12 protein-coding genes are annotated in these 12,025 nt (G+C 37.3%); 2 read left to right on the top strand and 10 right to left on the bottom strand.

Annotated elements, in window-relative coordinates; genetic code table 11:
- Positions 1 to 186: 186 nt before the first annotated feature.
- The 3 genes from HCH28_RS13795 to HCH28_RS13785 form a co-directional block, all read right to left on the bottom strand.
- Positions 187 to 741, bottom strand: a complete 555-nt coding sequence (locus HCH28_RS13795; RefSeq protein ID WP_221681364.1) for an HPP family protein — start codon at positions 739 to 741, stop codon at positions 187 to 189.
- Between the two features lie 199 nt (positions 742 to 940).
- Complete coding sequence (locus HCH28_RS13790; protein WP_221681363.1) at positions 941 to 2,299, bottom strand: acetamidase/formamidase family protein; 1,359 nt, start codon at positions 2,297 to 2,299, stop codon at positions 941 to 943.
- An 84-nt stretch (positions 2,300 to 2,383) separates the two neighbouring features.
- The gene (locus HCH28_RS13785; RefSeq protein WP_048390761.1) at positions 2,384 to 2,998 is read right to left on the bottom strand and encodes a PH domain-containing protein; all 615 of its coding nucleotides are present in this window, start codon (positions 2,996 to 2,998) and stop codon (positions 2,384 to 2,386) included.
- Between the two features lie 191 nt (positions 2,999 to 3,189).
- Here HCH28_RS13785 and HCH28_RS13780 point away from each other — a divergent pair, with 191 nt between their 5' ends.
- Together HCH28_RS13780 and HCH28_RS13775 are read left to right on the top strand one after the other, a co-directional pair.
- Positions 3,190 to 3,912 (top strand): response regulator transcription factor, encoded by a 723-nt coding sequence (locus tag HCH28_RS13780; protein WP_221681362.1) that lies wholly within the window; start codon positions 3,190 to 3,192, stop codon positions 3,910 to 3,912.
- Positions 3,909 to 5,300, top strand: coding sequence for a sensor histidine kinase (locus HCH28_RS13775; protein WP_221681361.1), 1,392 nt, complete (start codon positions 3,909 to 3,911; stop codon positions 5,298 to 5,300). The genes HCH28_RS13780 and HCH28_RS13775 overlap by 4 nt, the downstream gene beginning before the upstream one ends.
- A gap of 96 nt (positions 5,301 to 5,396) precedes the next feature.
- Here the strand turns inward: HCH28_RS13775 and HCH28_RS13770 are convergent, their stop codons facing one another.
- From HCH28_RS13770 to HCH28_RS13740, 7 genes are all read right to left on the bottom strand, one after another.
- Entirely contained in the window at positions 5,397 to 5,756 is a 360-nt protein-coding gene (locus HCH28_RS13770; protein WP_004233888.1) for a YxeA family protein, read from the bottom strand.
- 1 nt (position 5,757) lies between these two features.
- On the bottom strand, positions 5,758 to 7,626 hold the full coding sequence (locus tag HCH28_RS13765; RefSeq protein ID WP_221681360.1) for an ABC transporter permease: 1,869 nt from the start codon (positions 7,624 to 7,626) through the stop codon (positions 5,758 to 5,760).
- Positions 7,613 to 8,380, bottom strand: a complete 768-nt coding sequence (locus HCH28_RS13760) for an ABC transporter ATP-binding protein (RefSeq protein ID WP_221681359.1) — start codon at positions 8,378 to 8,380, stop codon at positions 7,613 to 7,615. The genes HCH28_RS13765 and HCH28_RS13760 overlap by 14 nt, the downstream gene beginning before the upstream one ends.
- A gap of 150 nt (positions 8,381 to 8,530) precedes the next feature.
- The gene (locus tag HCH28_RS13755; protein WP_004233894.1) at positions 8,531 to 9,007 is read right to left on the bottom strand and encodes a glutathione peroxidase; all 477 of its coding nucleotides are present in this window, start codon (positions 9,005 to 9,007) and stop codon (positions 8,531 to 8,533) included.
- 14 nt (positions 9,008 to 9,021) lie between these two features.
- Positions 9,022 to 10,356 carry an FAD-dependent oxidoreductase gene (locus HCH28_RS13750; protein ID WP_221681358.1) on the bottom strand — a complete coding sequence of 445 codons (1,335 nt, stop codon included), beginning with the start codon at positions 10,354 to 10,356 and terminating at the stop codon, positions 9,022 to 9,024.
- A gap of 13 nt (positions 10,357 to 10,369) precedes the next feature.
- Positions 10,370 to 11,515 carry a VanZ family protein gene (locus HCH28_RS13745; RefSeq protein WP_221681357.1) on the bottom strand — a complete coding sequence of 382 codons (1,146 nt, stop codon included), beginning with the start codon at positions 11,513 to 11,515 and terminating at the stop codon, positions 10,370 to 10,372.
- A gap of 151 nt (positions 11,516 to 11,666) precedes the next feature.
- Entirely contained in the window at positions 11,667 to 11,954 is a 288-nt protein-coding gene (locus tag HCH28_RS13740) for a DUF6509 family protein (RefSeq protein ID WP_004233902.1), read from the bottom strand.
- Positions 11,955 to 12,025: the final 71 nt, after the last annotated feature.

Here is a 12,025-nt window from a genome sequence, read left to right as displayed (position 1 = left end):
CCCATCAATTTCTACCAACAAAGATCTTCCCCTATCATTCAAATACATGATTTTTACACTCTTTCTTCAATATAACAAATCTTAACTAACATATGCTAAAAAAATATGGGTATGTATAGCAAAAACGTTAACAAATATAAAAAACCATCTATATAAGCGGATACACTTCATAGATGGATATCATCTTTACCAAAACAACGGATATTTCCTTTTTTCTCGTAAATTATTGATCAACAAACCGAAAAATACAATTATGACTGCTCCAATTAATACAGGGGTTAGTAAATAACTCCAACCATAACCTCCTAAAATAATAATTATAGGATTGGCGCCTGCTGGTGGATGGATGACACCTAAAAAGGCCATAAAAAATATAGTTAATCCCACACCAAGACTAATAGACAATATATTGGAGCCTAGTAATGAATACATGGCCAACCCGATAAATGCCGAAATGAAATGGCCTCCAATTATATTTCGAGGCTGGGACAAAGGTGCATTCCAAACGACAAATATAAGAACGCAGCTACCACCTAATGATGCCATTAACCAAGGTGAATCGGTAATGTTAGTTAACCATAGCAACACAAAAATGCATATTAATCCTCCCATTGCTCCAGTAAAGGCATCAGCGAAATTTGTTCGAGAAGGAGCATGACCTCCCCCTCTCATTTTTAATATAAAAGGTTTTATACTACTCTTTTTCTCTATTTTGTTTTCCACACCTATAATTTCTGTCATTAGACACCAACTTTTCTCTTCTATACTCATCTATTTTATATAAGGTCCTGTTCATCATTGTTAAACTTTAACTATTATATCAACACAACAATAGATTTCAATCCAAACTTCAAATTTCAGACAAACAATTACTTATCTGACTTATAGCTCATACAAAAAAGCAAACTTTTAAAAGTTTGCTTTTTTAAGAAATCATTTATTAGTCATATTGTTTTTTAATAGTTTTATATATTCTTACCTTTTTCAATACAGTTTTAGGTACTTGGAAAGTGGCTGTGACAACCCCTGGATGGCGTCCTATTTCAATGGAGCCTGTGATTGTTGCTCTATTTAAAACCTCTGGTTCACTCATCTCAAATAGCTTCGCAGCTCGACTAATCGCGTTATCAGTCGCCTCATTTAACGTTTTACCAGAACCAACCACCGACACTGGGAATGCATCCTCTACCTGCTTAACACCAAACTCCTCCGCTAGCTCACGTGCGCGACGTTTTTCTTCCTTTGTAAAGGGCTTTGCTGTATAAGGTAAATCTTCTACATTTGGTAGTAAAATTGGGCCTTCCAAAGCTACTTTCTTCAAGACCTTAACTTCAAGCTGTACAATACCCGCTACATCAGTTGTATGTCCTGCAATCTCGCCGTCCCCTTGCATAGCATGCATGTCTCCAATATATACACCACCGCCTGGTACCTTGACTGGACAAATAATAGTCGCACCTTCTCGTACTCGGCTGATATCCATATGTCCATCGGTACGATGTAAATCCAATTCTTCTTGAGTAAAAGCATATTCATGTGGTGCTCCAATTAAAAATGAACCAAAGTCACCTGCATTATGTGAATCAGGCATCGCTTTAGAAGGGGTTGTACCAAGCTGACCTAAAAATGGTCGCATTCTCGCCAATACACCTACTAAATCGCTTGGAGCCAATGCTACAACAGGATTTTGTACAGAATTTTCAGGTGTTCTCATGTAGGTTCTAGCATCAAGTGCAATTCGTCTAGCACCCTCTCGTCCAACCGTTACACCCATTTGCCCTTTATGATCTAGTACCATCGTATAACCGTTTGTCATTTTAAAGGGTGCCGTTTCTGTATCACATGTAGAACATCGAATTGCATGTGGGCCTATTCCTTTTATAACTGTGCTTGGATGAAGCTTGCCACAGCCTGGACATTTTACAGAAACAAACGGATCACCAATGAATCGATCTACAATTGCCTCATCATGGCCAGACGAAGTTGCAAGAGATGTGACCTGAATAGATTTAATTTTTATAACAATAGCATCACCCACCTCTGCCCCTTCTACAAACACGGGCTTCGTTACTTCATGTCCTCCGCGAATAGTAGGTGTAAGCATGGGGCCCCAACATCCAGGTGTTGTATTGGCAATAATCGTTCCACCATCCTTAAGTGGTCCTAACATCTTCTGTGATGGATCTAAAATACCATCAATAAACTCATTTACGAACAATGTTTCAGCGGCTTGAGGTTGCTGTATAAAATCATCACTTTCTACCTCTTCTTTTTCTAGCACATGCATGTCGTTTGTCATTTTCTAATCACGCTCCTAGAATAATTTTTATGTATATCGTTATATGTTAAAAATGCTCTCTACACTTGCAGAGAGCTATTTTTATCAATTGTTCATATATAAATCAAAAATATGTGAGAAGTCTTCTTTTTTATACTTATCTTTATGATCGATCATCCAGGTATTCGCAAAGCTTGTAATTTCTTTGAATGACGACGCAGGAGATATATTGTCATTGCCAATTCGACCAAGTGATGATGATGCTATGTTTAAACTTTTTTCCGCTACTTCTAGCTTATAAGCATTGTTCTTTTGTTCATAGCTAATGGCATGTAGTGCTTTATATAAATCTTTAATGTCATCAATAAAGCGTTTATGAATGTCGATGGACAGTGGGGAATTGCCGATTGTAAACTTAATTTCGACATCAAGGTCGATTGTTCCTGCTGTTTCGAGAAAAACTTCTGTCACAGTATACATTGAATAGTCATAGCGTCGCAGTAATCGTTTCTTGCTCATAGCACTTTCGCCATCTACATGAATAATTGCACGATTTGTAAAGCAATACTCATCAGCCTTCGTTTTAATTAAAAAGTAAATTTTTTCATCAATTTCATGTAAGATAAAATCATCTGCATCTGTCTTATCATAGTCCTCTCTTGGCACAACCACACCAATATCTGAAAGTCCAAGTGCATCTGCTGCTATTTTTTTAAACATCGCCATTCCTCCTAATTTGTAATACTCTTTTTACGCTTTAGAATCTGTAAAGGTTTCACCTTGTAGTGGTTTATATAAAAAATGTACTTCCTCTCTTGTAGAATACAACCCAACATTTCCTCTTTTCTATACATTTCATTTATAATAATTGTCAGTAAAGATTCTTCCAAATCGAAAGGTCGTGTGAACAAGTGCAAGAACCAACCATTTTAGTAGTGGATGATGAGGCAGATTTAGCGAATCTACTAAAAGTAAGCTTACAAAAAGAGGGCTACAAACAAATTTATACAGCTAGTACCATTCGCGATGCTTGGACAAGCTTTCAACAAACAACACCCGATATTATTCTTCTAGATGTCATGCTTCCCGATGGTGAGGGTTACGATTTATGTAGACGTATCCGTGAAGTATCCCATGTCCCTGTGCTCTTCATGTCTGCTAAAAATGAGGAAATTGATAAAATTTTAGGACTAGCCATTGGCGGAGACGATTATATTACAAAACCTTTTAGCCCGAAAGAAGTAGCCTATCGTGTGAAGGCGCAATTACGTAGAGCTGGCTATCAAACACAAGATACCATAACGAATATTGTTGAAAAAACACTACAAATTGGACCATTTCAGTTGAATGCCGATGAAACTGAAGTGCATAAAAATGGCGTGTTATTGGAGTTAACAGCTAAGGAAATTGGGTTAATGGCGTGCTTTATGCACAATCCCAATCGAATCTTAAGTAAAGAAACATTGTTTGAACGTGTATGGGGAGAGGATTTCTTCGGTTCTGATAACACTGTTATGGTGCATATTCGCCGGTTGCGTGAAAAAATTGAGCAGGATGCGTCTAATCCTCTATATATCACAACTGTAAAAGGACTTGGCTATAAGTTTGTCATGCCCAAAGAGGCACAAGAATGAAGTGGAAATTAACCGCTCGCTTTCTCCTTTCCGTACTTTCTATCGTCATCATTGTTATTTTTGTCAATACAGCTATCTTCATGGGACTCCTTACTTATCGGCTAACAACTGACTCTGAAGGTGTTTCTGCCACCGAAGAGGAAAACTTTGTGCGAGAATTTCAAAAACATATCGAGATAAAAAATGGAGCAACCTCCATACGTGAAGATGGACTCGAACAATTGCATCAAAGAAATGCTTGGATACAATTGCTTGATGAAAATGGTCAAGTGATTGATTCTCATTTTGCACCAGATAAAGCACCATTGCACTATGCACCTATCGACTTAATTCAAGTATATAAATATAAAGAATTCGATTCTGATACTACGGTGTATATTGGCAGTAAGGATCCCTTTAGTTATTTAATTGGTATTAAAGGTAGCGGTGTTACAAGGCTTGTTACGCATGTTTCTGGTACATCACTCTTACAGTTTATAGGGAAATTTGGCCTGTTCATCGTGATTGCGGACTTGTTAGTAGCTACATTAGTAGGATGGCTTTTTGGTCGTACATTAACGAAACCTCTTTATGCGATGATAGATCGCATTCACCATTTAAAGAATCATGATCATACGTCTATTAAGACTCCTGGTGGTGTCTACAAGCCGGTTTTTGAAAACTTAAATGAAGTATCACGAGAATTGGCAGCCCATGAACAGGAGCGAAAGAGACTAGAAATTATGCGTGAAGAATGGATTAGTAATGTCTCCCACGATATGAAAACGCCACTTGCCTCTATTCGAGGTTATGCAGAACTATTGAATGATGCACAAATAACAAATACTGAGCAAATCGAGTACGCAAAAGTTATAGAAAAACAATCATTGCATATGCAAAATCTACTGGATGACTTAAATTTAACGATGCGTTTAAGACATCAACAGCTTCCACTTACACTAAATGAAGTTAACATGGTGCCTTTTATTCGAGAGATAGTGATTGAAACATTAAATACACCACAATATGAACAAGCTAATCTAACGTTTGAGGCGACAACTGCGAACAGTCTTCATCAAATCGATGAACATTTTATGCGCAGAGCTATCATGAACTTTTTACACAATGCATTGCTTCATAATGCTCCCGATGTATCTGTCCACGTGTCTGTTGATGAGCATACTCTTACAATTTCTGACAATGGCAAAGGGATAGACCCAGAGGATCTAGAACATATTTTTGAACGCTATTACCGTGGCACAAATACGGACAATACTGCTGGGACTGGTTTAGGTACAGCTATTGCTAGAGATATCATTGAGGCCCATGGAGGAACAGTGACCATCACCTCGGAAAAAGGAAAAGGTACATGCGTTATTATTGATCTACAAAAGGAACTAAATAAATAAACTAAATTTAACAAGTTGATTTAAACGCTAAATACTTTGCACTGAACTTTCGTGTGGAAAAAAAGGAGTCTCAAATTTTGAGACTCCTACTTTGTGCTATTTCATTTGATCCTGTACTTTAGCAGGTAATTCATGGAATTTTACTTCATCAAATGAAGTAACTTCTGTTTCCTTTTTCACGTAAAGCTTTAAATAAGCATCCTGGCGTAAATTTTTATGAGCGGAAAACTTTAATGTTTTTTCTTCCCCATTTTTATCGTAAGTAGGTAGCTCGTACCAATACATTTTAAAGATTTCACCACTATCTGCCTTATACTCCTCTACCTCACCATCAGCCGTGATATGAACATAGTAGGTATCTTTATTTAATCGGTTAAAATCTACAGTCATCAATACAATCAACCCTGCTACGAATAAGATGAACAATGCACCTATTCCGAAAAATACTTTTTTCATATTAATTCCCCTGTCTCACTATTTTATAAAACGAACGAACGGTAAAGATATAATAAATAAAGTAAATAGCTGAATATGCAATCATCCACAAGATGACTGGTTTTGTAATATTCATGTTAAATAGCTGTGAAAATGCTAGTAATGCAAACACACTATGTGCAATCCCCACAATAAGTGGCGCACTAAAGATAACAGCGACCTGTCCTGCTACTGTCTTTAAGATTTGCTTACTATTTACACCAATTTTATTTAAAATAGCATATTTTGCCTGATCTTCTTCGGCTTCCGTTAAAATTTTGAAGTAGATGATACTGCCCGTTGCTGCTAGGAAAACCAATCCTAGGAAGCTTCCCACAAACAATAGAGCACCAACTGTTGCTAAACTATCCTCATAGCTTTGCGGTACACTAGAAAATGATTCTTGTTGTTCAGAAGACAACTGCTGGTAAATGTCTTTCGACACATCCTGTTGTTTCAAATCATTGTCCAATCCAACAACCTGCATCATAATTTCATCGGCATCAGTAGCTTTAAACTCTTGATCATTCACAACGAGAACTATTCCAGCTGCTATAAAGTTTAACACGCTTTCCGTGTACATCTTCTCTACATGGAAGGAGTCTCCGTTTTGTAGCTTAAAGTCCTCACCTGTATAATCATGTGAAAATCGTTCATCATAGGCTGCATCAAGTAAAACCGTAGAACCCTCTGGAATGTGTAGCTCTTTATCCTTGCCTTGTAATTTCGCTAAACGATTATAGTCCGATTCCTTAAGTAATGTATATTCGAAAAATGAGAATTCATTATCTACACGTAAATTTTTCACAGCCAGTGCTTCATTATATAAGACATCTTGTTGTGAAAATTCTACTGTCTCGCCTTTCCACATAAATGTGTTTGGCAGCATCTGACGTACAGAAGCTTCTGCATTATAATACATACCGAAGACACCGCCACCTGCTGTAATCGTAGTGGCACTTAAAATTGCAATGATTGACAACGATTTGGCATTGGCTCGAATACGATACAATAATTGAGAAACACCGATTAAATTTAAACCCTTCCAGGACCATGATGTTGCTTTCTTTAATGCTGTTAACACAAAGACACTCACACTATGGAATAGAAGGTATGTCCCTGCAATTGTCACCCCTATAACCATTAATGGCGTACCTAACACCGTAAAGAATCGCCATATTTCACTCGTAAACATATCAGAGGCAGCTGTATAATAACCAAATACAATAAGTACAGTGCCGAGTAGAGCAGCTACTAATGAAGCACGTGGAATTTGCTCTCCCTGTTTGTCTGCGTGGAATAAATCAATTAGCTTAAATTGATAAATTACACGGTAACCTTGTAAAGATGTGAATAAAAACAGTAGTGTAAAAATGCCCGTTGTATTAATTAGTGCCTCCATTGAAAATGTCAGGCTACCAACCACTTCATAGCCCATTAAGCGTACTAGTATCATTAATAGCCCTTGGGACATAAAGAAACCTAGAAGGATACCAAACACAAGAGAGACAAGCCCTATGACTAAATTTTCAAAAAAGAGCATTAAGCCAATTTTTTGCTTACGTACGCCTAGTAACGAGTAAAGGGCTACTTCCTTTTTCCGCTTCTTCATAAAAAACGAGTTGGAATAGGCCATAAAGATGACAATGAAGAACAGAAGTACGACTGACGAGGCACTCATCAATCCTTTAATTTGTTGTGACGATTGCTTTAAGGCTGAAAGGTCATCATTATATTTGAGTGTCACAAACGTAAAGTAAATAACGATACTAAATACCATTGAGGCAATATATAAAAAGTAATTCGATAAATTGCGTTGAACATTTTTACGCGCTAAACTAAATAACGTCATTTACTCCACCCCCGATGCTAGATAGCACCTGCAAGATCTCTTGGAAAAATTGCTTCCTCGTTAGAGTCCCACGTTGAATTTCCTTAGATAGCTGTCCATCCTGAATAAATAGAATGCGCTGGCAGAAGCTAGCTGCAAAGGCATCATGAGTAACCATCATAATCGTTGCGGCTTGAGATTGGTTTAAATCACTTAAGCTTTCTAATAAATCGGTTGCAGATTTTGAATCTAGCGCACCTGTAGGCTCATCGGCAAAAATTAGTTTCGGTTGTGTCACTAATGCTCGCGATGAGGCTGTACGCTGCTTTTGCCCACCTGAAATTTGATAAGGATATTTGTTTAATAAATCACTAATTCCAAACAATGCAGCAATGCGATCAACTCTCGCATTAATAGCCTTTGTCGGCATTTTTGCAATCGCTAGTGGTAAAACAATATTTTCGCGCACTGTTAAAGAATCAAGCAAGTTATAATCCTGGAAGATAAACCCTAAATTATCTCGACGAAAATCTGCTAATTCAGCATCCTTCATACGTGCCAAATTAGTATCTTCAATAATAATTTCACCAGTCGTTGGCGTATCAATCGTTGCTAATACATTAAGAAGCGTAGATTTCCCAGCCCCAGAAGGACCCATTACCCCAACAAACTCTCCCTTTGCTACTTCAAATGATATATTCGATAGCGCTGTAAAAGTATTTGCGCCTTTGCCGTAAGTTTTTCCAACGTTTTGTACCTTTAATAATGGCGTCATATACGCTCACCTCTTCTTTCTGACTTTAGTATACGACCCCAAACTTACAGCAAATTTGTCGCAAGCTTACAGCAACCTTAAATCCACTGCTTTTTGGAATTTATAAACAAAAAAAGATTCATACACAAGTTGTGCATGAACCTTTCTAATCTATTGAGCTAATACTTTTTGAATATCTTCCTCAAAGCTACTTGGCTTATCTGCTGAGGCGTAGCGTCCAACAACCTCTCCATTACGGTTTACAAGGAATTTTGTAAAGTTCCATTTAACACTATTGCCTAAAAATCCTTTGGAGTGGGAAGTAAGATAATCGAAAATAGGATGTGCTTCTTTACCATTCACCTTAACAATCTCATGCATGGGAAATGTCACACCATAGGTTAATCGACATTGGGAGGCCGCTTCTTCAGCTGTCGCTAGCTCTTGTTTAAATTGATTTGATGGAAAACCAAGTACAACCAGACCTTGCTCCTGATACTTTTCATAGAGACCTTCTAATTCTTCAAATTGTGGTGTAAAGCCACATTTAGAAGCTGTATTAACAATTAGCATCGGCTTTCCTTTATAACGTTCAAGGCTATAGATAGTACCATCTTCTAAAGTTACATTAATATCATAAATGCTCATCTCTCTACCTCCTATTATAAACGTCCATTCATTCTTGCCACCTGCTGCAAAGGGTCCCAAACACCGTTGAATGGTGGTGCATAGGCCAAATCTAAATCTAGCAAATCAGGTAAGGTCATTTTACTATATAATGCTGTCGCAAACACATCGATACGCTTATCGACTCCCACTGGTCCCACGATTTGCGCACCCAATAACAATTGATCGCGCTTGCGAACGACCACTTTTATAAACATACGTTGTGCACCGGGATAATACCCAGCTATATGGCGTGCAGATAATTTAAATGCCTCATAGTCAAAACCAAGCTCTTTAGCATCGCGCTCATTAATGCCTGTTGTAGCAATAGTTAAATTGAAGAACTTTAAAATAGATGTGCCCACAATTCCTCTAAACGGAGCAAATTTGCCTGACATGTTGAGACCTGCTAAACGACCTTGCTTATTGGCAGTCGTTCCTAACGGTATATAATCTAAACGTTCTTTCACAATATTAAAGTGAGTTGCACAATCGCCAGCTGCATAAATATTTTCAAGGGAAGTCTCTAAATGACGATTTACAATGATCGCCCCATTTTTTGCAAGTGCAATCCCAGTATCCTTTAAAAACTGTGTATTTGGTTTTATGCCTGAAGCGACAATGACTAAATCCGTCTCTAGAACGCCGTTATCTGTTATAACACGTTCCACTCGTTTATTTCCTTCAAAAGCCTCAACGCTCGTATTTAATAACAGCTCTACATCGTTCTTTTTCGCTTCCTCATGCACATGCTGAGCAAGTTCTTCATCTAAAATACGGGCCACATGACTTCCGCGCTGAACAAGTCTTACCTTTTTCCCACAGGCATGTATTGTTTCAGCCATTTCTAAACCAATATAGCCACCACCTATGATGGTTACCTGCTCAATCTCTGGTGTTAAATCTGCCATCAAATCTTCCAGTTGAGGAATTGTTTTTACCGTATGGATACCATCTAGCTCATTCCCCTTTTTCACAGGCATGACTGGACTAGCACCTGTTGCAATAAGAAGTTTATCGTAGGTAATCTCAAATTTGTCGCCACTTGCTTGTGTACCTGTAATAACCTTCTTCTCTATATCTACATTCTCTACCTCATAGCCAACTCTTGCATCAATGCCATACTTATCTCGAAAAGTTTCGACATCTCTCGCAATTAAACGTTTGGTTGATGAAATACGACCATCTACAACATAAGGCAATCCACATTGCCCATATGAATAAATAAAACCACGTTCTAAAGTAGTTATTTCTGCTCCTGGAACATTTCGATAGATTTCCATTGCTGCAGACATACCTGCAGCATCTCCCCCAATGATGACGTATTTCATTCTACAAGCCCCCTTATTTTTTCCTTGTTGCCATTAAATCAGCATATTGATCGATATACAAACGTCGTTTTCCACCACTTACGATGACTCTTACTACATGAACGGCTAATATCATTGTAAGTGTAAAACCTGCTATTGCGGCAAGTAGAGAAATGACAATTTGTAGAACATAAAATGATGAATCCATATCTAATTGAATGTCACCTAATGTTGTAATGGCATCTGATAAACACAAGGTAGCGATAATAGCAATACAACGACGCCATGATTGCTTTACAATACTTTTACCATTCTTGTTGACCATTGTAAAACGCATCACCTTCATACCAAGCGTTGCGCCATTCATCATACTTGGTAGCAAACCAAAGAGTATAATGTACAGAGCCATTTTCACTAAAAATTCAAAAGTACCGCTATACCCTGTCAGAACACCAATAATCACCCAAACCAATTGGGCGATAAATAAATCAATGACCAATGCTAGTAAAATAGAAATCGGCTTAACAATATCATTTTTTTCCATTTCAGCAGCTTTAGTCTCAACCTCTTCATGAGAGGGGAATAATGCCCAAACAATTGGTGCTAGGAAGAAACCTAGGAGCGCACCTATACTGTTTAGTAATAAGTCATCGACATCAGAGATTCGGTATGCGCAATTAAAGATGCCATAAATGCCTGTTCTTTGTGTGACCTCATAAAACAATGTTAGCAAAAAGCTAATTAAAAATGCACGTTTCCAGTACCTTCTTTCTTTAAGAAAATATCGCAAGTAAACGCCGAATGGCATTAATAGTAAGAAATTAAAGAAGGCTTGAAAAAATGCCTGCTGTTTTGTGATAGCAAGCCATGTAGATGGATTTGTGGCAACAACGCCACTATCCTTTAAAACATCATCAACAAATTGAAAAAGTCGCAAATTAGTATGAACGGTGTCTGCGGATTGAAGTGAGCAAGTATCTCTTGTAGACGGAAATGGTAGTAATACTAAGCAAAGCGCAGATAAAAAGTAAAAAATAAATGAGAACATGATAATGGTTTTGGACATCGATAAGTATCCATACTTGCGATACGTATAAATTAGCCATGGTATAAATAGTACAAAGGATAAAATAATGGTTATGAAAAATGCTATAAAAATGGATTGTGTGTACGTTGACATAGAAACACCTCTCTCTTTAAATTGCCCTATTTTCTGAACACTAAAACTAAGTTTAGTCCTTCAATACTACATGTATATTTCATCAAGCTTACATAATCCTTAATTCAATAAAAAAACAGGTAAAGAATATATACTCTCTACCTGTTACTTACTATGCTTTTGCTATTTCTTCTTTACAGAATGTCAAAATTTCTTCTAGTTCATCATCCTCTAATGCAAAGTCTAAATATTCACCTTCAGCCTTTTCCATGATGAAGTAATTTAATATAAATGGTTCTTCGTTTTTTTCACCTATAAGGACACGAATTTCAATACCAGCTTCGTGGTAAAGCTCATCCTCTTCATCAATTTCTACATCCAGAATAAATTCATAACGCTTACCTTCAATAATATTTGTTGGGTCTAAAATTTCTTCCATTGAGAATTGTGTAATTTCCATTATATTTGCTCCTTTTTCTTTAGCTGTTCTTTTCTATATTAAATCAATTTCAGCATGGGTCAACTAGAAAA

Source organism: Lysinibacillus sp. K60, from assembly GCF_019731275.1.
In the GTDB taxonomy this organism is placed as follows: Bacteria; Bacillota; Bacilli; order Bacillales_A; family Planococcaceae; genus Lysinibacillus; species Lysinibacillus capsici.
Note: the sequence above shows the minus strand (reverse complement) of the source record. Positions and strands in the feature narration are given on the sequence as shown.

Bases quoted from the DNA above. Each gene is read 5' to 3' on its own strand.
- HCH28_RS13795 (WP_221681364.1), bottom strand. From the start codon at position 741: ATGACAGAAATTATAGGTGTGGAAAACAAAATAGAGAAAAAGAGTAGT.
- HCH28_RS13790 (WP_221681363.1), bottom strand. From the start codon at position 2,299: ATGACAAACGACATGCATGTGCTAGAAAAAGAAGAGGTAGAAAGTGAT.
- HCH28_RS13785 (WP_048390761.1), bottom strand. From the start codon at position 2,998: ATGTTTAAAAAAATAGCAGCAGATGCACTTGGACTTTCAGATATTGGT.
- HCH28_RS13775 (WP_221681361.1), top strand. From the start codon at position 3,909: ATGAAGTGGAAATTAACCGCTCGCTTTCTCCTTTCCGTACTTTCTATC.
- HCH28_RS13770 (WP_004233888.1), bottom strand. From the start codon at position 5,756: ATGAAAAAAGTATTTTTCGGAATAGGTGCATTGTTCATCTTATTCGTA.
- HCH28_RS13765 (WP_221681360.1), bottom strand. From the start codon at position 7,626: ATGACGTTATTTAGTTTAGCGCGTAAAAATGTTCAACGCAATTTATCG.
- HCH28_RS13760 (WP_221681359.1), bottom strand. From the start codon at position 8,380: ATGACGCCATTATTAAAGGTACAAAACGTTGGAAAAACTTACGGCAAA.
- HCH28_RS13755 (WP_004233894.1), bottom strand. From the start codon at position 9,007: ATGAGCATTTATGATATTAATGTAACTTTAGAAGATGGTACTATCTAT.
- HCH28_RS13750 (WP_221681358.1), bottom strand. From the start codon at position 10,356: ATGAAATACGTCATCATTGGGGGAGATGCTGCAGGTATGTCTGCAGCA.
- HCH28_RS13745 (WP_221681357.1), bottom strand. From the start codon at position 11,515: ATGTCAACGTACACACAATCCATTTTTATAGCATTTTTCATAACCATT.
- HCH28_RS13740 (WP_004233902.1), bottom strand. From the start codon at position 11,954: ATGGAAATTACACAATTCTCAATGGAAGAAATTTTAGACCCAACAAAT.